25 protein-coding genes and 1 pseudogene are annotated in these 24,528 nt (G+C 65.3%); 17 read left to right on the top strand and 9 right to left on the bottom strand.

Features of this window, described 5'->3' with window-relative positions; translation table 11 throughout:
• Positions 1–31: 31 nt before the first annotated feature.
• The 5 genes from E9536_RS14865 to E9536_RS14885 form a co-directional block, all read right to left on the bottom strand.
• Positions 32–1,462 (bottom strand): aldehyde dehydrogenase family protein, encoded by a 1,431-nt coding sequence (locus E9536_RS14865; protein ID WP_136470085.1) that lies wholly within the window; start codon positions 1,460–1,462, stop codon positions 32–34.
• The gene (locus E9536_RS14870; RefSeq protein WP_247873445.1) at positions 1,459–2,583 is read right to left on the bottom strand and encodes a homoserine dehydrogenase; all 1,125 of its coding nucleotides are present in this window, start codon (positions 2,581–2,583) and stop codon (positions 1,459–1,461) included. The genes E9536_RS14865 and E9536_RS14870 overlap by 4 nt, the downstream gene beginning before the upstream one ends.
• A 106-nt stretch (positions 2,584–2,689) precedes the next feature.
• Positions 2,690–3,181 (bottom strand): Lrp/AsnC family transcriptional regulator, encoded by a 492-nt coding sequence (locus E9536_RS14875; RefSeq protein ID WP_027790145.1) that lies wholly within the window; start codon positions 3,179–3,181, stop codon positions 2,690–2,692.
• Positions 3,182–3,212: 31 nt separating this feature from the next.
• Positions 3,213–3,893, bottom strand: coding sequence for a hypothetical protein (locus tag E9536_RS14880; protein ID WP_091923837.1), 681 nt, complete (start codon positions 3,891–3,893; stop codon positions 3,213–3,215).
• A 227-nt stretch (positions 3,894–4,120) separates the two neighbouring features.
• Entirely contained in the window at positions 4,121–5,041 is a 921-nt protein-coding gene (locus E9536_RS14885) for a LysR family transcriptional regulator (protein WP_027790147.1), read from the bottom strand.
• Positions 5,042–5,173: 132 nt separating this feature from the next.
• Here E9536_RS14885 and E9536_RS14890 point away from each other — a divergent pair, with 132 nt between their 5' ends.
• The 11 genes and pseudogenes from E9536_RS14890 to dctA all read left to right on the top strand — a co-directional run bounded on the left by E9536_RS14890 (position 5,174) and on the right by dctA (position 15,113).
• Positions 5,174–6,124 carry a ketopantoate reductase family protein gene (locus E9536_RS14890; RefSeq protein WP_136470086.1) on the top strand — a complete coding sequence of 317 codons (951 nt, stop codon included), beginning with the start codon at positions 5,174–5,176 and terminating at the stop codon, positions 6,122–6,124.
• Entirely contained in the window at positions 6,121–6,513 is a 393-nt protein-coding gene (locus E9536_RS14895) for a VOC family protein (protein WP_027790149.1), read from the top strand. The genes E9536_RS14890 and E9536_RS14895 overlap by 4 nt, the downstream gene beginning before the upstream one ends.
• Positions 6,514–6,515: 2 nt before the next feature.
• A complete protein-coding gene (locus E9536_RS14900) occupies positions 6,516–6,974 on the top strand; it encodes a MaoC family dehydratase (protein ID WP_021157528.1) in 459 nt (152 codons plus the stop codon).
• On the top strand, positions 6,974–8,194 hold the full coding sequence (locus E9536_RS14905; RefSeq protein ID WP_048021202.1) for a CoA transferase: 1,221 nt from the start codon (positions 6,974–6,976) through the stop codon (positions 8,192–8,194). Before E9536_RS14900 ends, E9536_RS14905 begins: the two co-directional genes overlap by 1 nt.
• Positions 8,194–9,027, top strand: coding sequence for a shikimate dehydrogenase (aroE, locus tag E9536_RS14910; RefSeq protein WP_059685017.1), 834 nt, complete (start codon positions 8,194–8,196; stop codon positions 9,025–9,027). Before E9536_RS14905 ends, aroE begins: the two co-directional genes overlap by 1 nt.
• A gap of 19 nt (positions 9,028–9,046) precedes the next feature.
• Complete coding sequence (aroQ, locus tag E9536_RS14915; protein WP_027790151.1) at positions 9,047–9,490, top strand: type II 3-dehydroquinate dehydratase; 444 nt, start codon at positions 9,047–9,049, stop codon at positions 9,488–9,490.
• Positions 9,491–9,696: 206 nt separating this feature from the next.
• Positions 9,697–11,124, top strand: a complete 1,428-nt coding sequence (locus E9536_RS14920) for an MFS transporter (RefSeq protein ID WP_060371782.1) — start codon at positions 9,697–9,699, stop codon at positions 11,122–11,124.
• Positions 11,125–11,268: 144 nt separating this feature from the next.
• The gene (locus tag E9536_RS14925) at positions 11,269–12,471 is read left to right on the top strand and encodes an MFS transporter (protein ID WP_027790153.1); all 1,203 of its coding nucleotides are present in this window, start codon (positions 11,269–11,271) and stop codon (positions 12,469–12,471) included.
• Between the two features lie 52 nt (positions 12,472–12,523).
• Positions 12,524–12,810 (top strand): annotated as a pseudogene (locus E9536_RS42065) (helix-turn-helix domain-containing protein); the annotation flags it as partial.
• Between the two features lie 17 nt (positions 12,811–12,827).
• Positions 12,828–13,751, top strand: coding sequence for a LysR family transcriptional regulator (locus E9536_RS14935; RefSeq protein WP_060083134.1), 924 nt, complete (start codon positions 12,828–12,830; stop codon positions 13,749–13,751).
• A 33-nt stretch (positions 13,752–13,784) separates the two neighbouring features.
• Entirely contained in the window at positions 13,785–15,113 is a 1,329-nt protein-coding gene (gene dctA / locus E9536_RS14940) for a C4-dicarboxylate transporter DctA (RefSeq protein ID WP_060357176.1), read from the top strand.
• A gap of 24 nt (positions 15,114–15,137) precedes the next feature.
• Here the strand turns inward: dctA and E9536_RS14945 are convergent, their stop codons facing one another.
• The 3 genes from E9536_RS14945 to E9536_RS14960 all read right to left on the bottom strand — a co-directional run bounded on the left by E9536_RS14945 (position 15,138) and on the right by E9536_RS14960 (position 18,141).
• Positions 15,138–15,920: a substrate-binding domain-containing protein gene (locus E9536_RS14945; RefSeq protein WP_059685015.1), complete on the bottom strand. Its 783-nt coding sequence runs from the start codon at positions 15,918–15,920 to the stop codon at positions 15,138–15,140.
• Positions 15,921–15,970: 50 nt separating this feature from the next.
• Positions 15,971–17,266, bottom strand: coding sequence for an MFS transporter (locus E9536_RS14950; protein ID WP_027790157.1), 1,296 nt, complete (start codon positions 17,264–17,266; stop codon positions 15,971–15,973).
• A gap of 341 nt (positions 17,267–17,607) precedes the next feature.
• Positions 17,608–18,141 carry a helix-turn-helix domain-containing protein gene (locus tag E9536_RS14960; protein ID WP_134255904.1) on the bottom strand — a complete coding sequence of 178 codons (534 nt, stop codon included), beginning with the start codon at positions 18,139–18,141 and terminating at the stop codon, positions 17,608–17,610.
• Between the two features lie 231 nt (positions 18,142–18,372).
• Here E9536_RS14960 and E9536_RS14965 point away from each other — a divergent pair, with 231 nt between their 5' ends.
• The 6 genes from E9536_RS14965 (at position 18,373) to E9536_RS14990 (ending at position 23,758) form a co-directional block, all read left to right on the top strand.
• Positions 18,373–19,467 (top strand): NmrA family NAD(P)-binding protein, encoded by a 1,095-nt coding sequence (locus E9536_RS14965; RefSeq protein WP_136470087.1) that lies wholly within the window; start codon positions 18,373–18,375, stop codon positions 19,465–19,467.
• Between the two features lie 69 nt (positions 19,468–19,536).
• Positions 19,537–20,139 (top strand): permease, encoded by a 603-nt coding sequence (locus E9536_RS14970; protein WP_136470088.1) that lies wholly within the window; start codon positions 19,537–19,539, stop codon positions 20,137–20,139.
• A gap of 70 nt (positions 20,140–20,209) precedes the next feature.
• Complete coding sequence (locus E9536_RS14975) at positions 20,210–21,418, top strand: alpha/beta fold hydrolase (RefSeq protein WP_247873446.1); 1,209 nt, start codon at positions 20,210–20,212, stop codon at positions 21,416–21,418.
• A gap of 375 nt (positions 21,419–21,793) precedes the next feature.
• A complete protein-coding gene (locus tag E9536_RS14980) occupies positions 21,794–22,507 on the top strand; it encodes a PadR family transcriptional regulator (protein WP_027790182.1) in 714 nt (237 codons plus the stop codon).
• Between the two features lie 37 nt (positions 22,508–22,544).
• On the top strand, positions 22,545–23,366 hold the full coding sequence (locus E9536_RS14985) for a siderophore-interacting protein (RefSeq protein WP_168799531.1): 822 nt from the start codon (positions 22,545–22,547) through the stop codon (positions 23,364–23,366).
• A 167-nt stretch (positions 23,367–23,533) separates the two neighbouring features.
• A complete protein-coding gene (locus tag E9536_RS14990; RefSeq protein WP_027790184.1) occupies positions 23,534–23,758 on the top strand; it encodes a hypothetical protein in 225 nt (74 codons plus the stop codon).
• 26 nt (positions 23,759–23,784) lie between these two features.
• Here the strand turns inward: E9536_RS14990 and E9536_RS14995 are convergent, their stop codons facing one another.
• The gene (locus E9536_RS14995; protein WP_136470090.1) at positions 23,785–24,366 is read right to left on the bottom strand and encodes an undecaprenyl-diphosphatase; all 582 of its coding nucleotides are present in this window, start codon (positions 24,364–24,366) and stop codon (positions 23,785–23,787) included.
• Positions 24,367–24,528: the final 162 nt, after the last annotated feature.

The following is a 24,528-nucleotide window of genomic DNA, read 5'->3' on the forward strand; positions in this document are numbered from 1 at the left end:
GCGCCGGCCCGCCAGGCGCCGGCGCGGCGCATCAGCTCGACAGCCGCCGGTTGCGCCTGAAGCAGACCACCTTCGGCTGCGTCATTTCCGTCATCGCAAACCGAACGCCTTCGCGGCCCAGCGACCCATGCTTGAATCCGCCGAACGGCATGCCGTCGAAGCGGTAGTCGGAAGAATCGTTGATCATCACGCCGCCCGCCTGCAGTTGCTCGGCCGCGCCGAGCGCCACCTCCAGCCGGCTGGTGAACACGCCTGCATGCAGGCAGCTCTCCGACGCGTTGGCCGCATCGAGCGCCTGCTGCAGGTCGGTGAATTTCTCGATCGTCACGACCGGCGCGAACACCTCGTCGGTCCATACGCGCGCGTCGTGTGGCACATCCGCGAGCACCGTCGGTTCATACAGCGCCCCGCGTCGGCGATGACCGCTCAGCACCGTCGCACCGCACGAGACCGCTTCGTCGACCCAGCGTTCGACGCGGATCGCCTGTTCCTCGCCGATCATCGGCCCCATGTCGGTCGCATCGTCCAGTGGGTCGCCGACGACCATCCTGCCGGTCAGCTCGACGAAATACCGGACGAACGGCTCGTATGCGGCCTCGGCGACGAAGATCCGCTGTGTGCCGATGCAGTTCTGTCCCGCCGCCCAGAACGCGCCCGACACGCAGGATTCGGCGGCATCCTTCAGGTCGCAGTCGGCCATGACGATCACCGGCGCATTTCCGCCCAGGTCCATCGCGATCTTCTTGAGTCCCGCATCGCGCGTGATGGCTTCGCCGGTCTGCGGGCCGCCGGTAAAGGTCACCATCCGGATCCGCCGGTCGCGCACCAGGGCCGACGCGATATCCGTGCCGCCGTGCACGATCTGCAGCGTGTCGCGCGGCGCCCCGGCTTCCCACAGAACCTCGACGAGGGCCTGCGCCGACAGCGGCGCGAGCAACGAGGGCTTCAGGATGACCGCATTGCCGGTCGCGAGCGCCGGCCCGAGCTTGTGTGCAACGAGGTTCAGCGGGTCGTTGAAGGGCGTGATCGCGAGAATCACGCCCAGCGGCTCCAGCGTGTAGTAGCCGCTGCGATCCTCGGAGCCGGGATACCCGTCGAACGGGATCGTCTCGCCGGCCAGTCGCTTCGCTTCCTCGCCCGACAGGCGCAGCGTGTTCACGCAGCGCGCGACTTCCTTGCGGGCCTGCCGCAGCGGCTTGCCCGCTTCGAGCGCGATCGTGCGTGCGAATGTCTCCGCTTGTGCTTCCACGCTCGCGGCCGCGCGAAACAGGATGTCGGCCCGCCGGCTGCGTGGCAGGGTTGCGGCCGCGCGCGCGCCGTCGAGCGCGCGCTCGACGAGGACCGGCGCCGCATCTGCAGGCGACAGGCGAACCTGGCCGACGATCGAGCCGTCATAGGGCGACCGAACATCGGCCATGCCGGCTCCCGTGCAGTCGGTCATCACCGCATCGCGCGCGCTCATGCCGCCACCTCGTGCGAGGTTGCGCCGATTCTGTCCGCGAGTTCGATCAGGTCGGAGAGAATCGCGAACGCCGTTTCCTCACGGCCGGCACCCGGCCCGCTGATCGTCACGCCGCCGAGTACGTCGGTGTCGAACGTGATCGCGTTCGTGACGCCGCTCGCGGCAAGCAGCGGATGGCCGGCCGGGAGCTTGCGCGGTTCGACGCTCGCGGTCACGGTGCCGTCCGGATGACGGACGGCAGAACCGATCAACCGCCACGACATACGCTCCGCCGCCGCCGCGCGCACGTCGTGCTCGGTCAATTCCACGATGCCGCGGCACGTCACGTCGCCACGCTTGAGGCCGGCATTCCACAGCGCGTTCGCCAGAATGACGACTTTCAGCTGTACGTCCGAACCGTTGACGTCGGCCGCCGGATTCGCCTCCGCATAGCCGCGCTGCTGCGCATCCCGGATCGCCGCATCGAAGCTCGCGCCGGCCTCGACCTCACCGAGGACGTAATTCGACGTGCCGTTCAGGATGCCGGCAAAGCCGTTGATGTCGCAGCCGCGCAGCGAGGTCGCGAGCTGCCGCAGCACCGGCGTGCCGCTCATCACCGTGCCTTCGTACATCACACAGGCACCCGATTGCGCGGCGATCCGCGCCAGTGCCGGCTGCGCGAGCGCGATCGGCCCCTTGTTGGTCGTGATCACGTGCTTGCCGCATTCGAGCGCGGTACGGCAATGCGACAGCGCAGGCTCGCCGGTGTTCGGATCAGTGAAGGTCGCCTCGACGACGACATCCACGTGGTCCGATGCGATGGCCTTCAGCACCGCACCGAGGCCGACGTCCGGCGACACCAGCGTGCCCGGATCGCGGCGCAGCGCTTCCGCATCGACGCCCCGCCGCGCGGTTTCGTCGAGGACGTCCAGCGCGATACCGCGAGGATTCGTCGCGATCCCGAGCCGCAGGTCGGCGACCATCGTCACCGATACGTCGAGTCCCGCCGCCCCCAGCATTGCACGCTTCTTTCTGAGCAGTTCGACCAGTCCCTGATTGACTCCGCCGAAACCGACCAGTGCCAGTTTGAGTTCCATCTCGATCATCTCCTGTTCATTGACCACGTGATACAGGTTAGTCATGCGAATCGATTTTCAAATTAGTCGTTTCGCCCGAATCAGGTAGTCATCCGTTGCGGTTTGTCATGCGGAACGGGCGGATCGCCCGTTGCCGCGCGAAGCAATTGCGTCAGGTGGCCGGCGGTTCGTCGTCCTTGTCGACCGGCACGAACAGCCCGACCTTGACCGCGCTCAGCACGACATTCGTGTTGATCCGGCGGATCATCGGGTTGCTCTGCATGATCCGCGCGGACAGCCGGTCGTACGCCTCGACGTCGCGTGCGGTGATGATCGCGATCAGGTCGACGGAGCCGGTCACGTAGTAGATCTGCTGGATTTCGTCGTGCGCCTTCGACCACTCGCGGAACCTGGCGACCGTCTCGTAGTTTTCGCGTTCGATCTCGATTGCCGCAATGAACGTCATCGGCCTGCCGACCGCCGCGCGATCGACCACCGCGATTTCCGCTGAAATGATCTTTTCGGTGCGCATGCGTTTCAGCCGCTTCTGCACGGCCGAGGTGGACAGACCGATCCGTTCGGCAATGGCGTCCGCCGTCGCGGTGCAATCGCGCTGGACGATATTCAGGATCTTGCGGTCGAAGGAGTCGAGTGCGTCGGTCATGGCGTGGCCTGCCGGAGAACGGGTACTTGCGTCAAAGATAAAAAGGACGGGCCGATCTGAGCCCGACCAGATGCCGGACACGGTCGAACGCGGTAACGAGCGATTCGCGCCACTGCGCGGCTGGCCCGCGGATGCATACGGGTTCGAAATGGATCGTGTCCACACCTGCAGGAATACGGAACGGGCGCTCGATGCCATCGTCCGATTCGGTCACGAGTGCGGTGCCGTCGACTTCTGTCAGGCTCATCAGCAGATGGGCGGGCGCAGTGGCGCCAAGCAGGTTGCGCAGAGGCGACTCGTCCGCGGACAACTGCTCGAGCAGCGGCAGCTCGTACGCGCCGGGCCACCAGGTATCGTGCTCGTCAAGCCACGGGCCGACGCCCGGCATGCCGACCATCTCGAGGATCCGGTTCGCACCGAGATGCGCATAGGCTCGACACCGGCCCGCCCCGTCGGTCGAAGCGCGTGCCAGCCAGCCGCCGGCGCTCGGGACAGGATCCGTCAACGCGACGTTCGCAGGCTTCAGTCGGCCGAGCATTTCAGCCGCGCTTGCAGCGGATCGGTGCCCTTCGCAGGATCTCTGTGCGTGATCCGCGACGATACGGCACACCCACTTGGGACCATCCTGCAAGGCGGCGGGAACGTCGCCGGCCCGGACTTGGGCGGTTCGCCTGCGGGCGTGTTCGACGATGACGATTGGCGTGTCCGGCATACAACTCTCTCGTGCTTGCGGGGCCGCGTCGCAGCAATGCTGGCGCGCGTCATGGATTGGCCGACGGTGTTGGGGCTGGAGAAATCATATCGCCTCGGTGCGACCAAAAAAATCTCAACCGCGTCGAACACCGACGCAAAACGTCGAAAAGCACGGCTTTCTGGACGTTTTACATCCCACCAAACACCGGCCAGCCTGGCATCCGTCGCGAACGCCAAACCCGCAGGTCAATCCGATGCACCGAACAATCGAATCACGACACCACGCAGCCATCGATTGCCCGCCTCATGGTGATATCGCGCATGCCAATGCTGCCGTACCGCAAACCCGTCGACCGGGATCGGGCATGCATGAACCGCCAGATCGCTCGCCTGAGCCAGTGTCTGGCCGATATGACGGGGTAGCGTCGTAATCAGGTCGGTCGTCTGGACGATCGCCCCCAGGCCCAGAAAACCCGGCAGCTCCAGCACGACGTCGCGCTCGATGCGCGCCTGCCGCAGCGCCTGCTCGAGGAGTTGCGCCCCGGTTCCCGCCGTAATGGCGACATGTCCTTCGGAACGATACTGCTTCGCCCCGAGGCGACCGCGAATTCTCGGGTGATGCCGGTTGGCCAGGCATACCCAGTCCTGGTCGTACAGCTTCTGCTGATAAATGCCGCCGCCCAGCCACGGCACATAGCCGATCGCGAGGTCGGCTTCGCCGGATTCGAGCGCGCGCTCCGTATTGCCGTCGATCCGTGCGGCTTCCAGCCGGACGCCGGGCGCCTGCGCCCGGACATGGGCCAGCAGCCGCGGAAGCAGCGTGACGTGGCTCGCGTCGGTCATGCAGATGCGAAACCGTCGCTGGGCCGTCGCGGGATCGAACGCGATCTCCCACGCAGTGAAGCGCCGCAGGGATTCGAGAATTTCCCGGCATGGCCCGATCAGCGCGTCGGCTTGCGGTGTCGGCGCCATGCCGCCGGGCGTCCGGATGAAAAGCGGATCGTGAAGGTGTTCCCGCAAGTGCCCGAGCCAGATGCTGACCGTCGGCTGACTCTGGCCCAGTTGCTCGGCTACGCGCGTGACGCTGCGCACGTCGTAAAGAAGATCGAAAAGCTGAAGCAGCTTCAGGTCGGGCAGGTCGGCGGGCATCGCGGCGTTATTGTCCATGGCAATGACGCCATTGTATCCATTGCATTGGCGGCATGAGCGGCGACGCCTATCGTGATGCCATACGTCAGCTTTGCATGGGACCAGAGTAAGGCGCCAAAGCGCCAACTCTCGTCGACAAAGGAGAAACCATTGAAAATAGCAATTCTGGGCGCCGGCGCACTGGGCTGCGCGATCGGCGCCACCCTCACCCAAGGCGGCCATGTGACCTGGCTGATCGACCGCTCGCCCGCACACGTCGATGCGATGAGCCGCGACGGCCTGCGCGTCGACGATGCCGGCGGCACCCGCCACGTACGCGTCCACGCGACGACCCGGGCTGCCGATGTCGGCGTGGCTGACCTGGTGGTGGTGCTGGTCAAGTCGTTCCACACCGATGCGGCCATCCGCGGCGCCCAATCGCTGGTGGGGCCGGATACCGCCGTGCTGTCGCTGCAGAACGGCCTCGGACACGAGGACATCCTGATCGACGTCGTCGGCCGCGAGCGCGTCCTCGCGGGCAAGACCTACGTCGGCGGCGTGCTGCGCGGCGCGGGTCATATCGAGTCCGGCGTGATCGGCAAATACACCTACATCGGCGAACTCGACGGCCGCATCACACCGCGAGTCGAGGCGATCGCCGCGGCGTTCAATGCCGCCGGCCTCGCCACGACGATCAGCGACAACATCGTCGGCACGATGTGGGACAAGCTGCTGGTGAACGTCGCGACGGGTGCGCTGACGGGCCTGACCGGCCTCACCTACGGGCAGCTTTACGACGAGCCGCTGCTGAAGGCGACGTCGCTCGCGGCCGTGGCCGAGGCGATCGCGGCGGCGCAGGCTGCGGGCGTGAAGCTGTCGATGACCGACCCCGAACAGGCATGGACGCTGGCCGCCGAGGGGCTGCCCGCGACCTTCAAGACGTCGATGCTGCAAAGCCTGGAGAAGGGTTCGATCACGGAGATCGACTTCATCAACGGCTCGGTCGTGCGCTGGGGCCAGCGCTACGGCGTGCCGACCCCGGTAAATGCAACGCTCGTCGCCTGCATCAAGGGGCTGGAACGCGCGATGGCCGACCGCCAACGGCAGGAGGCGGCCGCATGAATGCCACGAAAGCCTATCTCGAACACGTTGCGATCTGGGTGAAGGACATCCGCTGGCACATCCGTTTCTTCGAGGACGTGCTCGGCATGACCCTGCGCGAAGTGGACGGCACGCTCGACGCGCCGCGGCAGTACTGGACGCTCGGCGGCCTGCAGTTCATCCACGCGCCGGAATACGAAGGCCCGGAGGGCCGCCTCGCCCATCTCGGCGTGATGTGCGAAGACCTGGAGGCCGCGCTGGCCGCGGCCCAACGATTCGGCGTGACGGAGATGCCGCAGGGGCGCAACTGGCTTCGCCTGCCCGACGGGCTCGCCGTCGAACTGATCCAGGCCAGACCGGCTTCCTGCGTCGCACAGGCGCTGGCAATCAACCCGCGCGCGGAGGCGTGACCATGACGATCGTCGAAAAATACTGGGACGACGCCCGCGAGGGTGACACGTGCACGAGCCCGAACTACATCGTGACCAAGGAGCGCATTCTCGCGTACGCCGACCTCACCGGCGACCATACGCCCGTCCACGTGGACGAGGAATACGCGAACGCGAGCCATTTCGGCTGCCTCGTCGCGCACGGGCTGTTCGGCCTGTCCATCGCCGACGGCCTGAAGACGCAGAGCGACTATCGCTTTCTGCCGGGCATGTCGCTCGGCTGGACCTGGGATTTCCTGCTGCCGATCAAGGTCGGCGACGTGCTGCACGTGAAGTTCCGCGTCGGCTCGATGCGGGCCAGCAAGAGCCGCCCGGACTGGGGCATCGTCGTGCTGCCGTCGGAGCTGATCAATCAGGACGGTCAGGTCGTTCAACGCGGCGAGCATCGCCTGATGGTGCCGCGCCGCCCGGAGGCACTGTAATGCAGGCTCGCCCACTCGAAGGCATTCGCGTCGTCGACTACAGCCACTTTCTTGCCGGGCCGTATGTCGGGCGCTGTCTCGCGGCGCTCGGCGCCGAGGTCATCAAGGTCGAACGGCCCGGGTCGGGTGACGCCGGACGGCAGCACGCGACCGTGCTCGACGACCAGCAAAGCGGCTACTTCCTGCAGCTCAACATGGGCAAGCGCGGCGTGAGCGTCAACATGAAGGACGCGCGCGGCAAGGCGTTCATGCAGCGGCTGTGCGACTCCGCCGACGTGTTCATCGAGAACTATCGGCCGGGCGCGCTGGACAAGCTCGGGCTCGGTTATGCCGAACTGTCCGCGCGCAATCCGGGCCTCGTCTACTGCTCGATTTCGGCCTACGGGCATACCGGCCCCGACGCGCATCGCGCGGGCTTCGGGCTGATCGCGGAAGCCAAGAGCGGGATCATGCAGATGGTCGGCACGCCGGGCGAGCGGCCGCCGCTGCTGCGCATCTCGCTCGGCGACATGTACACCGGCATCCATGCGGTCGCGGCCATCAATGCCGCGCTGCTGGGGCGCGTGAAGAGCGGCCGCGGGCAACATGTCGACATGGCGCTGTACGACACGCTGGTATCGATGCACGAATATGCGGTGCAGTGCTACACGCTGCAGGGCGTGCTGCCCGAGCAGACCGGGCACGACATGCCGACCTCGACGCTCTACGGCGTGTTTCGCGCCGCGGACGGCGATCTCGTGATCGCCGCGCAAGTCGACGACGCGTGGAAGCGCTTCGCCGAGCTGATCGCGACGCACGGCGGCCCGGCGGGCTTCGGCGCCGACACGCGGTTTCACGACAGCACCGGGCGCAACGCGCACCGCGCGGAGATTCTGTCGGTGGTCGAGCCGTGGGTGGCCGCGCGTTCCGTCGCGTCGGTACTGGATCTGCTGGACGGCATCGACGTTCCGTGCGCGAAGGTGCAGCGCATCGACGAGGTGTTGAACGATCCGCAGATCCAGGCCAGAGGCATGGTCGTCGAGCAACAGCATCCGCGCTACGGGACGCTGCGCCTGCCCAACCTGCCGTTCCGGTTTTCCGATTGCGACACGACGATTCGCGACGTCGCGCCCGATCTCGGGCAGCACAACGCGGAGATCGCGCGTTCCCTCGGGTTCGATCCGGCCGAAATCGACGCGATGCAGGCCGACGGCGTCCTCTACTCAAAAGCGAGCCAATGATGACCGACCAATACGCGGTGATCGGCAATCCGATCGGACACACGAAATCCCCGTTGATTCACGGCCTCTTCGCGCAGGAGACGCGGCAGGACCTCAGCTATACGGCGATCGAGGGGCCGATCGAACCGGCAGGCGCCTTCGCTGACGCGGTTCGCGCGTTTTTCGACGGCGGCGGCAAGGGCATCAACGTCACCGCGCCGTTCAAGCTCGACGCGTTCGCGATGTCGGACGAACGCAGCGAGCGCGCGCAGCTCGCGGGCGCGGCCAACGCGCTCAAGTTCGACGGCGGCCGCATCCTGGCGGACAACTTCGACGGCATCGGGCTGGTGCGCGATATCGAAACGAACCTCAATCTGCCGATGGCCGGCAAGCGTGTCCTGGTGCTCGGTGCCGGCGGCGCGGCACGCGGCGCGCTGCTGCCGTTCCTCGAAGCCGGCCCGGCGGAACTCGTCATCGCGAATCGCGACGTCGACAAGGCGCGCGCACTGGCCGCGCAGGTTGCCGGACGCGGCCCGCTCGTTGCCAGCGGCTACGCGGACCTCGCGCGCATGGGGCGATTCGACCTCGTCGTCAATGCCACGTCGGCGAGCCTGACCGGCGACCTGCCGCCGGTTCCGCCGAGCGTGTTCAGTCCGGCCGGCACGGCCTACGAACTGGCATACGGCAAGCGTCTGACGCCGTTTCTCCGGCTCGCGAAAAACGCAGGCGTACACGGAATCGCGGATGGCGTCGGCATGCTGGTCGAGCAGGCGGCCGAAGCGTTCGCGTGGTGGCGCGGCGTACGCCCCCAAACCAGCGCGGTGATCGATCGCCTGGCCGTGCCCTTTGATTGAACACGCAACGGAGATTCGCATGAAGAAGATCCTGATGCTGCACGGCATCAATCACAACATGTTCGGCAAGCGCGATCCGGCGCAGTACGGGACGATCACGCTCGCGCAGATCGATGCGCGGCTGCAAGGGCTGGCGACGGAACTGGGTGTGCAGGTGGAATCGTTCCAGACGAACCACGAAGGCGCGATGTGCGAGCGCATTCATCGCGCTTTCGAGGAACGCCAGGACGCGGTGCTGATCAACGCGGGCGCATGGACGCATTACAGCTACGGCATTCGCGATGCCCTTGCGATCCTCACGTGCCCGATCGTCGAACTGCACATGTCCAACATTCATGCACGCGAGCCGTTCCGGCATCACTCCGTCCTGGCCGAGATCGTCAGCGGGCAGATTTGCGGTTTCGGTGTCCAAAGTTATCTGCTGGCGCTGAGGGCCGCGGTTTCGGCACTCGGCGACGAATAAGCCGATTCCCGCATCGGCTGACGATGCGGGACCGACGCGCATGCGCAGCCGTCGCCACGGCGCGGCGTTGCGCACCGCGCGTGCTCGCCGCGCGCCGTATCGACGGGCCGCGGTCAGGTCGCACGACGGAGTCGACACATCGGGCAGTGACGACTCCCCGCATCACCCGCCTTGCCCGGCACGCATATCAATATCCGGAGACGACGATGACCACGACCTTGCGAGACGAGCCCAGGGGCAGGCACCAATCGAGAAAAGCCGCCATCAGCGGCTGGATCGGATCGGTGCTCGAATACTACGATTTCTTCATCTACGCCACGGCATCGGCGCTGATCTTCCCGCAGATATTCTTTCCGCACGGGAGCCCCACGACGGCCATCATCGCGTCGCTGGCCACTTACGGCGTCGGCTACGTGTCCCGCCCGATCGGCGCGTTCGTGCTGGGCCACCTCGGCGACACGCGCGGACGGAAAACCGTCCTGCTGTTCTGCATGTTCCTGATGGGCATCTCGACCGTCGGCGTCGGCCTCCTGCCGACCTATCAGCAAGCCGGGCTGATCGCGCCCGCCTTGCTGGTGACGCTGCGCCTGCTGCAGGGTTTCGCCGTGGCCGGCGAGATCACCGGCGCGAGCTCGATGATCCTGGAGCACGCGCCGTTCGGCCGGCGCGGCTACTTCGTCAGCTTCACGCTGCAGGGCGTGCAAGCCGGGCAAGTGCTGGCCGCCGCCGTGTTCCTGCCGCTCGCCTACTACATGCCGTCCGCGCAATTCGATAGCTGGGGCTGGCGCATCCCGTTCCTGCTGAGTGCGCTGGTCATCGTCGCGGGCCTGATCATTCGCCGCGAGGTCGACGAGTCGCCGGCCTTCGACGAAGCGGTACGCAACCGGTCGCAAGCCGGCTCGCCGGTGGCCGACGCTTTCAGGCACCACTTTCCCGACATGCTGCGCGTGGCCTGCATGTCGATGATGAACGTGATTCCGGTCGTCGCCACGATCTTCGGCGCGGCCTATGCGGTTCAGCCTGCATATGGAATCGGATTCCAGAAGGATGTCTATCTCTGGATCACGGTGATGGGCAATATCGTTGCGATGATCGTGATTCCGTTCGTCGGCAACCTGTCCGACCGCGTCGGCCGCCGGCCGCCGATCATCGTCGGCTCGCTGGCCGCCGGGCTGCTCGCGTTCGCGTACCTGTATGCGATCAGCATCCGGAACGTGCCGCTCGCATTCGTGATGTCGATGCTGATGTGGGGCGTGGTGTACCAGGGCTACAACGCGGTATTCCCCGCCTTCTACCCGGAGCTCTTCCCGACCCGCACGCGCGTCTCGGCGATGGCCATCGCGCAGAACCTCGGCACCGCGGCCACGGCGATGCTGCCCGCGCTGTTCACCGCGGTCGCGCCGCCCGGCGCCCATCACGTCTGGCTGATCGTCGGTGCGATCGCGTTCGGCATCACCGTGATCGCGTCGCTCGCGGCCTGGAGCGCACGCGAGACCAGTCGTGTCCATTTGAACGACCTGGGGCGAGCGAACGCGCAACCGGTCGCCAAGGCAGAATACGACCTGCTGCGCGCCGAGGCGCTGTCGCACGATCGCGTCGTGCGCGAACCCGTGCCCGGATCCGTCGGCAGCTAGCCGGCGTTCGGCGGGGCGTCGGGTTCGGCGCCCCTTCCGCCCGGCCATTTCAGCTCGCCGCGGCCGCCCTCGCCGGACGAGCAACCTTGCGTAACCGCAGCCCTTACTCGAAGCTCGATGCCCGATACCGTGTCGAAAACCGCCATGCCGGACTCCACGCGACCCGCTCGCCTGAACTTCGCGCTCATGTTGCCGCTTCTGCTGGCGGCCCAGCCGGTGGCGACCGACAGTTACCTGCCGGCGCTGCCCGAAATCGCCGCCACGCTGGGCTCCGCCAGTGTCAGCCTCACGGTTTTCGCACTGATATTCGGTGTCGGGCAATTGCCGATGGGCAGCCTTTCCGACCGGTTCGGCCGCCGCCCCGTCCTGCTGACCGGCCTTGCGCTCTATGCGCTGTCCGCACTGGCCGCTGCGCTGGCCTCGACCGCGGCGATGCTGGTGGCCGCTCGCGCGATGCAGGGGCTGGCCATGGCCGCGATACTGGTATGCGCCCGCGCGACAGTGCGCGACCGGTATTCGGCGGGCGACGGCCCGTACGTGATGGCGCGCGGTTTCATGGGGATGGGGATGATGGCGTTCCTCGCCCCGATCCTCGGTGCGTATGTCGCACAGCAGGCCGGATGGCGATGGGTGCTCGCCGGGATGAGCGTGTATGCGCTCGGGTTGCTCGTCATGTGCTGGTACGGCTTCGAGGAGAGCTTCGCGCGAAGCGCGCCGAGCCGGGACTCGAACCGGGAGGTGCGCGAGATACTCGGCAATGCCCCGTTCAGGGTATGGACGCTGCTGGCCGCGTCGACGTACACCGGCATGTTCTGCTTTCTGCTGCTGTCTCCGGCTATCTACATCGGGCAACTCGGCATTTCGCCCCAGCGTTATGGCTGGATACCGGCGGGCGGTACGCTCGTCTATGTCCTGAGCACGTTTGGTTGCCGCGTGCTGCTGCGCCGTCAAAGCATGCTGCGAACGGTGCGGCAAGGCGCAACGCTGAGCCTCTGCGGCGCGGTGATCCAGGCATTGGGGTGCGCGCTGCTTCCCGGCAGCATCTGGCCGCTGCTCGTCGGGCATGGCGTGTATTGCCTCGGCCACGGAATCCATCAGCCGTGCGGGCAGGCAGGGGCGGTCAGCGGCCTGCCTCACCTTGCAGGCCGCGCCGTATCCTGGTCCGGCTTCATCATGATGTTCTTCGCGTTCAGCGTAGGACAGACGGCAGCGGGATTCGCCGATCCGCGTTACCAGTCGGGCGCGTGGCCGATGGTTGTGCCGATGCTCGTCGTCGGCGTGACGCTGGTAACGATTGCGTATGCGTGGCTGCCAAAAGTCATCCACGCGACCTTGGTCGCCAGGTAATCTCCTCGATTTCCACGATCCGGCGATCTGTCGCAGCGCAAGGATCACACGCGTCAAAGAGACCGGGCTCTCACCGGCCCGTTACGTGCCGGCTGCGCGTGTCGGGCGTGCGAAGGCACGGCTGGAGCGGGCCGACTGGCCGCTCGAACGGATAGCCGAACGATCGTGATCCGCAAGCGTGGACGCGTTACAGCGTGCGTTTGCAAATGCGTCGGCGCATCGCCGCGGGACTATCGTGCCTGGTTCGGGCAACAACGGCGGGCAAACCCGAAGACATCGGTTTCAGGCAACGCAACACGCATGGCGCCGGCAGAATCATGCACAATGCACCGCATCTGAGTGGCGGAGATTTGCCTGTGGGGATCAACTTCGATTTAACCGACTTGCAGGCATTTCGCGCCGTAGTGGAAACGGGGAGCTTCCGAAAGGCCGCCGACGCAGTCAACCTCTCCCAGCCGGCCTTGAGCCGTCGTATCGACAAGCTCGAGGAAGCGCTCGGCGTACGACTGTTCGAGCGCACCACGCGCAGCGTCTCGCTCACCACGGTCGGTCGCGTGTTCGCGCAGAGTGCCGAACAACTGCTCGACGATCTCGATGCCGCCCTGCTCGGCATTCGCGACGTTTCATCGAGCCGCCTCGGCCATGTGACGATCGCATGCGTGCCGTCGGTCGCCTACTACTTTCTTCCCGCCATCGTCGCGCGCTATCATCAGCGCTTTCCGCGCATCAGGGTGAAGCTGCTCGATGCAAGCGCCAACGAGGTGCTCGGGGCCGTCATCAGCGGCGAGGCGGATTTCGGCGTGAGCTTCATCGGCAGCCAGGAGGCTGAGATCGAGTTCAAGGTGTTGCTCCAGGAACGGTTCGTTGCCGCCTGTCGCCGCGACCACCCGCTCGCACGCAAGAAGCGCGTGACCTGGAACGAGCTTTACGAGCACGACTATGTGTCGGTCGACAAGACTTCCGGCAACCGTCTGCTGCTCGACCAGGCGCTGACCGCCGTCGCGCCGCGCGCGCCGAGCGTCTGCGAGACACGCCACGTGACGACCCTGCTCGGATTGATCGAAGCGGGGCTCGGCGTCGCCGCGGTCCCCTCGATGGCGATGCCTGGGCATGACCACCCGATTCTCACGAGCGTGCCGCTCGTCGAACCGGTCGTCAAACGACGCGTGGGAATCGTGAAGCGGCGCGGACGACCGCTCACACCGGCCGCCGAGGCGTTTCATCGGATGGTCATCGAGGCGAAGCGTGGCGGGACCGCAAGCAGTGGCGCATCGGCGTAACGACGACAGAGAGACACGAAGGAAGACCGGACAGTGAGGTTGGCCAGGCCGCTTGGATCGCTTTACGTGCAGGTTCTGCTCGCGATGATGCTCGGCATGGGCATCGGTCACGCATGGCCCGCGGCGGGCGCGATGCTCAAGCCCCTCAGCGATGCGTTCGTCGGCCTGGTCAAGATGACCATCGCCCCGATCGTCTTTTGCACGATCGTCTCGGGCATCACGTCGCTGGCGAACGGGAAGGCGATCGGCCGCACGATCGTGCGGGCACTGGCGCTCTTCTATCTATTGACCGCCGCTGCGCTCGCGCTCGGACTCGTCACCGCATACGTGCTGCAGCCCGGCGCCGGCATGCACGTCGACGTCAGCCACCTGGATGCAGGCATCCTCGCTCCGTATGCGAAGCATGCGGAGCCGCGGGGCCTTGTGGAGTTCGGGCTGAGCGTGATTCCGGACACGATGCTCGGCGCGTTCGCCAAAGGCGAAGTGTTGCCGGTGCTGCTGCTGTCGCTGTTGTTCGGCTTCTCGCTGAATGCGCACCCGCGGGCCGGCCGGCCCGTTCTTGCGCTGATCGACGGTGTCGCCCAGGTCGTCTTTCGCGTGCTCGCGATGATCATGCGGCTCGCGCCGCTCGGCGCATTCGGCGCGATGGCGTTCACGGTGGGCCGTTTCGGCATCGGTTCGGTCGGCTCGCTCGCGAAGCTGATGGCGTCCTTCTACGTGGCCTGCGTGCTGTTCGTCGCGCTGGTGCTCGCACCGCTCGCGCGACTGCACGGTTTCGCGCTGTGGCGGCTCTTGCGCTACATACGCGAAGAATTGCTCATCGTCCTCGCGACGTCGTCCACGGAGCCCGTTCTGCCGCGTCTGATCGTCAAGCTGGAGGCACTCGGCTGCGACAAGGGCATCGTGGGGCTCGTGCTGCCGGCGGGCTATTCCTTCAATCTGGACGGTACCGCGATCTATCTGACGCTCGCGGCATTGTTCATCGCCCAGGCGTGCGACGTGCCGCTCTCCGCGTCGCAGATCGCGGTGATGCTCGCCATCATGCTGCTCACGTCAAAGGGGGCGGCCGGTGTTTCCGGTAGCGGGCTGGTGGCGCTGGTCGCCACACTCGCCGTCATGCCCGACCTGCCCGTCGCCGGCGTCGCACTGCTGGTCGGCATCGATCGCTTCATGTCCGAGGCGCGCGCCCTGACAAGCGTGATCAGCAATGCCTGCGCGGTGATCTTCGTTTCGCTGTGGGAAGGTGCGTGCGATCGCATACGGCTTGCGCAGAGGCTCGCCATGGCCGGCCCGGCATCCCCGAACGGGGCCGATGAAGGCAGTACCGCAGGGGATGCCGGCGGCAACGGGAAGACTTTGTGACACAAGCCTTCCCGCGGGTCGGACTCAATGCGCGGGGACGGCATCCAGTCCGGTTGTTTTCACGTCAGCCTGCACGTCGGGCGACGCCAGATAATCGAGCAGCGCCTTCGCTTCCTTCGGATGCTGCGCGCCGACGGGGATGCCGGCAGCGAAGCGCGTGACGGACTGCAGCGACTCGGGAATCTTGCCGACGAAGGTCGCACCGTGGACGGGCAGCAGCTCGCTGACCTGCTGGAAGCCGATTTCGTAGTCGCCGTTCGCGACGACGGAAGCCACCGGAATCCGCGGAATCATCTTCGCCTTGGACTTCACCTGCTCCTCGATGCCGAGTTTCTTGAACAACTCGCGTTCGATATACACGCCGCTCGCGCTGTCCGAGTAGGCGATCGACTTCGCGTGCAGCAGCACCTGCTTGAGACCTTCGGTGGTGCTGATGTCGGGCTTTGCCGCGCCGTCGCGCACGACCATGCCGATGCGCGAATCGGCCAGCTCGACGCGGGATCCCGGGATGACCTTGCCTTGCTTGATCAGTTCGTCCAGCGCGTAACCGACCATGATGACGGCGTCGGCGGGCTCGCCGCGCGCGAGCCGGTTCGGAATCGCTTCTGGCGACTGGCCCATCGACGGGCCGAGCGCGGTGTCGAGCGTATTGCCGGTCGTCGACGCGAACCGCGGGCCGAGCAGTTTATAGGCGGCGGTGAAGCCACCCGAGCTCATCACGTGGAGCTCGGCCGCCTGCACGTTGGCCGCAAACGCCGCGGTGGCGACGAGCGCGGTCGCGCAAAATTTCAGGAGCTGATTTCTCATGGTCGTGGTCATGCGAATTCGTGTGTGTGGGTGAAGTTTCGGATGGGCTATCAATGCGCCGGCGTGAGCGTCGCCGTGCGGTGACGGTAGAGCGCGAACGTCGCGAGCAGCGCGCACACCGCGGCGAAGCTCATCCAATAGCCGGGTGCGGCCTTGTCGCCCGTCATGTGAATGAGCCCGGTCGAGATGGCCGGCGTGAAGCCGCCGAACACGGCCGTGGCGAGGCTGTAGGCGAGCGAGAAGCCCGCGACACGCACCTGCACCGGCATCACTTCGGTGAGCGCGACGACCATCGCACCGTTATAGATCCCGTACATGAACGAGAGCCAGAGCAGGACGAGCAGCATGTTGGCGAACGACGGCGCGTGAGCGAGGAACGACAGCGCCGGATAGGCGGTCAGGACGGTGAGCATCGTCATGCCGACCAGCAGCGGCCGACGGCCGAACCGATCGGACAGCGCGCCGCCGATCGGCAGCCACACGAAGTTCGACACGCCGACGCAGAGCGTCACGAGCAGGCTGTCGGCGGTGCTCAGATGCAGCACCGTCTTGCCGAAGGTCGGCGCGTAGACGGTGATCAGATAGAAGCTCGTGGTGGTCATCGCGACCAGCATCATGCCGGCGACCACGACGCCCCAGTTCTGAACCAGCGTGCCGAACACTTCCTTCATGCCCGGGCGATGCTTGCGCGCCTTGAATTCCTGGGTTTCCTCCAGGTTGCGGCGCAGCATGAAGATGAACGGCACGATCATGCAGCCGACGAAGAACGGCACGCGCCATCCCCAGGTGGCGATCTGCGATGCGCTCAGCCACTGATTGAGCGCAAAGCCGAGGCCCGCCGCGATGACGATCGCAACCTGCTGGCTGGCCGATTGCCAGCTGGTGAAGAAGCCCTTGCGGCCGGGCGTTGCCAGCTCGGCGAGATAGACCGATACACCGCCCAGCTCGGCGCCTGCGGAGAAGCCCTGCAGCAGCCGCCCGATCAGTACGAGCACGGGCGCCAGCAGCCCGATCGACGCGTAGCCCGGCACGAACGCAATCAGGATGGTGCCGCTCGCCATGATGGACAGCGTGACGATCAGGCCCTTGCGGCGGCCTACCTCGTCGATGTACGCGCCCAGCACGATTGCGCCCAGCGGCCGCATCAGGAAGCCGGCGCCGAACACGGCGAAGGTCATCATCAACGAAGCGAACTCGCTTTGCGCAGGGAAGAAGACATTGGCGATCTGCGTGGCGTAGAAGCCGAACAGGAAGAAGTCGAACTGCTCGAGAAAATTGCCGGCCGTGACGCGAAAGATCGCGGCGGCCTTCGAACGTTCGGCCGGAAGGCTGGACGAGGGGTGCATCGAGGTGTCTCCTGAAAATCCGGAAATATGCGGGGCGGGTCGATTGTGGTTTTCCGGAATGTTCGCTCGACGTCGATCAAACGATAAGTGCGATTTTTGGAAGAATTGATGCAACGAGGTTATCAATCGTCACGGCCTCGCCTGTTTCGATCAGCGCCTGCACGCCTAACTGGCGAGGTCGACGGGCATCACGAGATGTCGAGCTGATCAGGCGAAACACTCGGCGAGGGCCGAGGATGCGCTGCTCGCGAGGATCGCCCACGGTCGCCAGCGCAGCATGCTGCCTGACGAGGTGTCCGAGAAGGACCCGATGGAGTTCGACGGAGAAACCCGGGCGACCATCAAGCAGGCGATCGTCCGCCTGGCGGATCTGCTTTTCGGCGTCGCCGGTTACCGTGCGACAGGCGCCAGCGGACCAGCTCGTCCGCGCCGGGACCTTCCTGGATCTCCAAATCCGCCGCGTTGGTCTGCTCCCCCGTCTCCTGATCGATAAAGCTCCACCGCACCTCGGCTCCCGTCTTTCGATTCACGAACTTCATCGGAGGCGCCGAAGCTCCGGAAACTTCCAGACTGTCCCCAATCTGAGCAAGTACCGGCATCACCGGGGCGATCTGCCAGCCCTTGTGAGTCAGGAGATATTCAAATCGCTCCGGATTCACCTGATAGCGCCTACGCTCAACGAGGCCGTTGGCCTCCAGATGCTTGAGCCGGTCGCTGAGCGTCGCGTTGGTTATGCCGGACGACTGGCGAAACTCGTCGTACCGGCTGAGCCCGCAGACAAGGTCGCGAAGTATCAGCAAGCCCCATCGGTCACCGATCGCCGCCATGACGCCGGCAATCGGGCACACCATTCCGTCAAAACCCTTCGAGCGCATGAGCCATTTCCCTGATTAGCCCCGGCGATCGTCGCCGAGAGTGAGTCTCATTATAAGAGTCGCGCAAGCGTCGACAGGACGTTTCCACCCAAGAGCCCGTCGCCTTCCCGGTTCAAGTGCCGAAAAGTTCTTGTCTTGCGGGACACTCACTCTTATTATAAGAGTTAGTGTCCCGCTTGTTGACCGGCATCGTCGGTGGGCGTCCGTAGCATCGAACTCAAGGAAACCATCATGCCTTCCCATGCCACTTCCAGAATCTTCGTCATCGGTGGTACAGGCGCGCAGGGCCTGCCTGTCATCAGCGCGCTCGTCGCGGACGGCAAGTATTCCGTTCGCGCGTTGAGCCGAGATCCCGATTCCCGGCGCGCCAAGGCGCTGCTCGCACTCGGCAACGTGTCGATCCTGAAAGGCACGTTTGCCGACGAAGCCGTTCTGCGGGCAGGCTTTCGCGGCTGCGACGGTGCGTACGTCAATCTGGACGGGTTCAACACCGGCGAGAAAACGGAGATCTACTGGGCGATGCGTTGCTACGAAATCGCGCTGGAAGAAGGCATCAAGTTCTTCGTGTATGGCAACCTCGACTACGCGCTCAAACAGGCCGGCTACGATTCGCGCTTTCGTGCTGGCCACTACGACGGCAAAGGCCGCGTAGGCGAATGGATCCTGTTCCAGAACCAGACGAACCGGGACCGCATGGGCGCGGCCGTGTTCACCACCGGGCCATACATGGAGATGGCCATTTCGGCGATGACGCCGATGATGCCCTTCGTCGAGGACGGAGTCGTCACCTGGCGCGTGCCGCTCGGCAACGGTGCGGTGCCGCATGTCGCACTGGAGGATTGCGGCTACTACGCGCGCTGGCTGTTCGATCACCCGGAGCGCGCGAACGGCATGGATCTCCAGGTCGCCATTGAGCACGTCGAGTACGGGAAGCTGGCCGAGGCATTCGAACGGGTAACGGGGCATCCTGCGCGCTACATCGACACGGATCTGGACACTTACTGGAACGGCCCGCTCAAGATGGCGGCGAGCTCGCCCGCCGGATACAACGCGGACCCGAATGACAAGAGCACGATGAGTTTCCGCGACAACTTCACTGGATTCTGGAACATCTGGAAGCACGACGTCATCCGCCGCGACTACGCGCTACTCGACGAAATCCATCCGAACCGCATCCGGACCGTCGAGCAATGGCTTCGACGAGAAGACGAGCGTGGCCGGCAGCAAGGCAAAGGAAGTCTCTGGGAGCGGGTGCAGCCGGAAACCCTGTTCAAGTCGGTGCCGCTTCTGAAGCTGTCCGAAGACGGCAGAAAAGGCGCGCTTTAATCTACGGCATCACGTCCAGTAGACACCGGTAATTCGATCAATGTTTAGTCAACCTAATGGACGTCGGAAATGAATCAGATCGTCGAGATCCGGAAGAACGGCGGGACGGGCTTGCTGGGTGTGCTGATCGTCTGGGGGTTAGCCGTTGCCGCGGCGGCCGAAGCGGGGGTTTATCGAGCGGTCTACCCGCTGGGGCTCGCCTGCCTCATTGCCCTCGGTATCGTGGCGCCAGTCGCCGTTTATTCGATGTCCCGGAGCTTTCGCACATACATCGCGACCATCGGGCTAAGAACGCTGACGGCGTTTCATATCTGGCGGATTGCGGCCGCGCTGGTCTTCTTCTGGTACGGGGCGCACGATCTCCTGCCGGAAGCATTCGTCAGGAACGCCGGATGGGGCGACCTCATCGCGGGGTTGATGGCGTTCGGCGTCACCATGCTGCCGAAAACGCGCAACCGGTACCTGATCTTTCATCTGTTCGGGTTCGCAGATTTCGTCGTGGCGGTCGGTACGGGATTGACCTACTTCCTGCTCAACGATCCCCGCATGTCCGGCATCCAGACGCTGCCGATGGCATTGATCCCGTTCTACGGCGTCGGAATTTCAGGAGCGAGCCACATCATGGCGTTCGACCTGCTGCGCCGCCGCCCGAGCCTTTCGAACGTGCGGTGAATCTTGCCGAAGCAACGGCGCTAGTGCCCCCTGTACGAAACCGCTTCTTCAATCGGACAAGGAAATCATCGTGAACTTTCGTCGTACCCGTGCCGCAGCCAGCGTGCTGTTCGGCTTGCTGCTGTGCGGCCCCACGTTTCAGGACACCGCCTCGGCGCAGCCCGGTATCCCGTCGGCCGCCTCCGCCGGCGAAGCGACGGCGCCGTGGGACCAGCGCGCGAATCCGACGGCCGTCGAGGCCGATGCCTGGTTCGACAACTACCTGTTCCGGGATGGCGAGACGCTGCCCCGGCTGAGGATCCACTACGCAACGCTCGGCACGCCGCATCGCAATGCCCATGGCGCCGTTGACAACGCCGTCCTGGTCCTGCACTGGACCGGCGCGGACAGTCGAACGCTGCTGAGTCCGACTTACACAAAAGCCCTGTTCGACCGCGGACGTCCGCTCGACGCGAATCGCTACTACCTGATTTTTCCCGACAACGTGGGCCACGGCCAGTCGAGCAAACCGAGTGACGGGTTAAGGGCGAAATTTCCAAACTACGATTACGGCGACATCGTCGATCTCCAGCACAAGCTGGTGACCGAAACCTTGGGCATCGAGCATCTTCATGCGATTCTCGGCATGTCGATGGGCGGCATGAACGCCTGGCAATGGGCGGAAACATATCCCGACATGATGGACGGCGTCATGCCCGTGGTCTCGCTACCGATTACGGTCTCGGGCCGCAATCTGCTGTGGCGGCGCATGGTGATCGACGCGATCCGCTCCGATCCCGACTGGAAGAGCGGGGAGTACACGCAAACGCCCCGCGGCTGGGTCCAAGGCTTCGGGGTGTTGCGAATGATGATCGACAGTGCGCCCGCGCTACAGCAGGAAATTCCGGACGGCGCGGCGGCAAGCAAGTTTCTTGCGACCGTGCGCTTCCAGGCGGAGCGTGTCGACGCGAACGACATTCTTTATTCGCTCAAGTCATCGTTTGACTACGATCCCGAGCCTGGGCTTTCCAGGATTCGGGCCAAGCTGTTTGCCCTGAATTTCTCCGACGACGAATTCAACCCTGACACCCTGCGCGTTCTCGAGCGACTTGTGCCGACGCTTCAGCATGGCCGGTATCTGGTGCAGCAGGGCACACCGTCATCGCCGGGCCATTTCACGATGACTCGTCCCGATCTTTGGGCGCGGCATGTGGGCGAATTCATGCAATGGCTGGGCGATGCACCCTCGCAAGCGAGTCTCGGCGATATCTGGCCGATTCCGGTTTCAGCCGGCTCATGATGTGTTCTACGAGGGATGGGTCCGCGGCGACCGCTTCTGAATCTCGATGACGCAATTGAGCGGTCTATTGAAGTCTCGGCCAGTGGCAGCCACTGGCCGAGACTGTGTAGAAACGCGTTCGATCACCTGGGCTGGATCAATCCGTTCCGATGAGAGGCGACGATGGGGCGTTTTGTCGAAGGTGAGGACCGCAAGCAAGTAACGTTGCGTCCCGAATGTCTTGATGACTTCATCGCCGAGGACAGATCACTCCCGCTACACCGCTTGCATGAATTGAGCAGATGTCACCGCCATCCATCCCCCAATAAATCCCCTTGACGGCCTATCTTTCGATATATATCTTTAGATATGTTTTCCGACATATAGGACACGATCATGCGACACAACCCTTCCCGCGGCCATGCCCGAAGCGACGGTCATGGTGCGCATGCCCGCCCTGACTGGTTCACCGGTCTCTGGTACGCGATCGGCCGCCACCGCCGCGGCCACGATCCGTTCGGTGGTGGCGGCCCGTTCGGCGGCCGTGGCGGGCGCGGCGGCTTTGGCGATTTCGGCGACGACGGCATGCCACGCGGCCGCCAGTTCAGCTCCGACGATCTCCAGTTGCTGTTGCTTGCGCTCGTCGCCGAGCAACCGAGCCACGGCTACGAGCTGATCAAGGCGCTCGACACGCGTTCGAACGGTTTCTACAGCCCGAGCCCCGGCATGGTGTATCCGGCGCTCACGTATCTCGAAGAAGTCGGCTTCGTCGCGTCGCAGGCGGAAGGCAACCGCAAGCGTTATGCACTGACCGACGCCGGCCGCACCCATCTCGACGCCCAGCGCGAACGGGTCGATACGCTGTTCGCACGCCTCACGCACCTCGCGCGCAAGATGGAATTCATGCGCCGTGCGTTCGCCGGGGAATCGGCGGGCAACGAAACGCAGGACGAAACGCAAGCAGGCTGGCTGCCGGAGTTCGTCGAGGCGCGCCTCGCACTCAAGCGCGCGTTGCTGCACAAGAGCGCAGCCGGCCCGGATGAACAGCGCCGCGTCGCGGCCATCTTGCGCCGTGCGACGGCCGAAATCGAAGGCGGCACCGGCGCGTGATCCGCGCCGCCCCGTCAAACCTCAGGAGAACGGATTGATGCAGAACACATCCGAGCGCACCGTGACCCGCGTGCGCCACACCCTCAAGTTCCGCTTGCTGCAGGTCCTGCGCGTGCACGCCGTGACGCCGCACCTGCTGCGCGTCACGCTCGGCGGCCCCGATCTCGCGGATTTCGAATCCGCGTCGTTCGACGATCACGTGAAGGTATTTTTCCCGCCGCCCGGCGCCGAACGGCCTGCGATGCCGACGCTCGGCGCGAACGGTCCGGAGTTTCCGGAAGGCGAACCGAGGCCGGTCGCGCGCGACTTCACGCCGCGCCGCTTCGACCGCGCCGCCCGCGAACTCGATCTGGAATTCGTGCTGAACCACCCGGGCCCCGCGTCGCAGTGGGCCGCACAGGCACGCGTCGGCCAATGGCTCGGCATCGGCGGCCCGCGCGGTTCGTTCGTCGTCCCGACCGGTTTCGACTGGCACCTGCTGATCGGCGACGATACGGCGCTACCGGCAGTCGCGCGGCGCCTCGAGGAATTGCCGGCCGGTGCGCGCGCGGCCGTCGTGATGGAAGTCGCGGATCGCACCGCGCAGATCGCGTTCGACACGCGCGCCGACGTGCATGAAATCTGGCGCTTCCGCGCCGAAGCCGACGCCGCGAACGGCGACGTGCTGCTGAATGCCGTGCGCGACCTGCCGCTGCCGCCGTCCGGCGACGGCTACGTGTGGGCGGCAGGCGAAGCGCTGTCGATACGCGCGGTACGCCAGCACCTGACCAGCGAGCGCGGCGTCGACAAATCGCGCATCCGCGCGGCGGCCTACTGGAAGCGCGGCGCGGCGGCCGTGCACGAAACCCTGGAAGACTGACGGATGCGGGTAGCCGTCAAAGGCGTACCCGGCTGACCGGCGGATGACACAATCGTCGCGTCGGCGCACCAGCGGGCTTGGCACCGCTATCGCGACTGGTATATATCTGTGTGTGCGACGCCGCTGTCGGGCGACAGCCGTCGCAGCCCGCCCAGGAGCGTCCGGTCATGACAAAAGAAAGCCCCGCTTCGCCTTTCCTTCGCAACCTGAAGATCGCCGGTTATTGCGGCCTTGCCGCGGTGGTACTCGCGCTGTTCGTCGCGATGTGCGCGATCCTGAAGGAAAGCGCGCTCGACCGCGACGCCGCGCAACATCCGGCCGATACGCCCGAACTGCACGATGCGGGCGGCGGGCCATCCGCATCGGCTGAATCGGCCAGGACACCCGGCTGACGGCGTCCGGCCCGATCTCCTCCCGCTTACGGCGCGTGTCGGCGCCCCATCACGACTGCATGCACCGAATCGCCGAGCCGTTCGAGCAGCGCGGTCGCGCGTTGTCCGTACAGGTGCGCGGCCAGCGCGCCGGCCGTGCCGACCAGCACGCCGCCCGCCATGTCGAACGGCCAGTGCACGCCCGCATAGATACGCCCCCATGCAATCGCCGCGGCCAACGCGGCCATCACGAACCCGGTGAGCCGGGTCGTGCCGCCGAGCATCAACCCGACTGCCATGCTCCACGCGAACGTCATGTGGTCGCTCGGAAACGAGCTGTCCGGCGCATGCGGAATCAGTTGCGTGCCGACGCCGGCCATGAACGGACGCGGCGAGAACCAGAAATGTCCGATGACCTGCGCGAGCGCGATCGCCACGCATACGCCGACGCCGGCTTCGATCGCCTGGCGCCGCGTCGTGCGCGCGCCGAAGACCCAGGTCAGCAGCAGCATCGCGGGCAGCGCATAGACGAGCCAGTCGGCGGCGAAGATGGCGAGGCGGGCAACGCCCGGCTGCGGCGCAACCCCGGCGTTGATGGCGGAAAAAAGGGTGAGATTGAGGGTCTGCATGAATCCGGTTGCGTGAGGCGTAAAAACTCGGCCGGTTGCCCGGCCTGATACGAACGATGCTAGGGCGCTCCCGCTTAAGCGATGCTTAATGCGGCGCACGCACGCGACGAAGCCCGCCGCGGCGAACGCACTTAGAGCCTGCACTGCAGCACAAGTTCACAC

Source organism: Burkholderia sp. LS-044 (genome assembly GCF_004803625.1).
GTDB lineage: Bacteria > Pseudomonadota > Gammaproteobacteria > Burkholderiales > Burkholderiaceae > Burkholderia > Burkholderia cepacia.

What these genes read in the sequence shown, in the direction of transcription:
- E9536_RS14980 (WP_027790182.1), top strand. Translation starts at nt 21,794, where the DNA reads ATGCGACACAACCCTTCCCGCGGCCATGCCCGAAGCGACGGTCATGGT.
- E9536_RS14870 (WP_247873445.1), bottom strand. Translation starts at nt 2,583, where the DNA reads ATGACTAACCTGTATCACGTGGTCAATGAACAGGAGATGATCGAGATG.
- E9536_RS14895 (WP_027790149.1), top strand. Translation starts at nt 6,121, where the DNA reads ATGAATGCCACGAAAGCCTATCTCGAACACGTTGCGATCTGGGTGAAG.
- E9536_RS14990 (WP_027790184.1), top strand. Translation starts at nt 23,534, where the DNA reads ATGACAAAAGAAAGCCCCGCTTCGCCTTTCCTTCGCAACCTGAAGATC.
- E9536_RS14885 (WP_027790147.1), bottom strand. Translation starts at nt 5,041, where the DNA reads ATGGACAATAACGCCGCGATGCCCGCCGACCTGCCCGACCTGAAGCTG.
- E9536_RS14960 (WP_134255904.1), bottom strand. Translation starts at nt 18,141, where the DNA reads ATGCGCTCGAAGGGTTTTGACGGAATGGTGTGCCCGATTGCCGGCGTC.
- E9536_RS14905 (WP_048021202.1), top strand. Translation starts at nt 6,974, where the DNA reads ATGCAGGCTCGCCCACTCGAAGGCATTCGCGTCGTCGACTACAGCCAC.
- E9536_RS14945 (WP_059685015.1), bottom strand. Translation starts at nt 15,920, where the DNA reads ATGAGAAATCAGCTCCTGAAATTTTGCGCGACCGCGCTCGTCGCCACC.
- E9536_RS14900 (WP_021157528.1), top strand. Translation starts at nt 6,516, where the DNA reads ATGACGATCGTCGAAAAATACTGGGACGACGCCCGCGAGGGTGACACG.
- aroQ (WP_027790151.1), top strand. Translation starts at nt 9,047, where the DNA reads ATGAAGAAGATCCTGATGCTGCACGGCATCAATCACAACATGTTCGGC.
- E9536_RS14985 (WP_168799531.1), top strand. Translation starts at nt 22,545, where the DNA reads ATGCAGAACACATCCGAGCGCACCGTGACCCGCGTGCGCCACACCCTC.
- E9536_RS14875 (WP_027790145.1), bottom strand. Translation starts at nt 3,181, where the DNA reads ATGACCGACGCACTCGACTCCTTCGACCGCAAGATCCTGAATATCGTC.
- E9536_RS14995 (WP_136470090.1), bottom strand. Translation starts at nt 24,366, where the DNA reads ATGCAGACCCTCAATCTCACCCTTTTTTCCGCCATCAACGCCGGGGTT.
- E9536_RS14865 (WP_136470085.1), bottom strand. Translation starts at nt 1,462, where the DNA reads ATGAGCGCGCGCGATGCGGTGATGACCGACTGCACGGGAGCCGGCATG.
- E9536_RS14920 (WP_060371782.1), top strand. Translation starts at nt 9,697, where the DNA reads ATGACCACGACCTTGCGAGACGAGCCCAGGGGCAGGCACCAATCGAGA.
- aroE (WP_059685017.1), top strand. Translation starts at nt 8,194, where the DNA reads ATGACCGACCAATACGCGGTGATCGGCAATCCGATCGGACACACGAAA.
- E9536_RS14970 (WP_136470088.1), top strand. Translation starts at nt 19,537, where the DNA reads ATGAATCAGATCGTCGAGATCCGGAAGAACGGCGGGACGGGCTTGCTG.
- E9536_RS14965 (WP_136470087.1), top strand. Translation starts at nt 18,373, where the DNA reads ATGCCTTCCCATGCCACTTCCAGAATCTTCGTCATCGGTGGTACAGGC.
- E9536_RS14950 (WP_027790157.1), bottom strand. Translation starts at nt 17,266, where the DNA reads ATGCACCCCTCGTCCAGCCTTCCGGCCGAACGTTCGAAGGCCGCCGCG.
- E9536_RS14925 (WP_027790153.1), top strand. Translation starts at nt 11,269, where the DNA reads ATGCCGGACTCCACGCGACCCGCTCGCCTGAACTTCGCGCTCATGTTG.
- E9536_RS14880 (WP_091923837.1), bottom strand. Translation starts at nt 3,893, where the DNA reads ATGCCGGACACGCCAATCGTCATCGTCGAACACGCCCGCAGGCGAACC.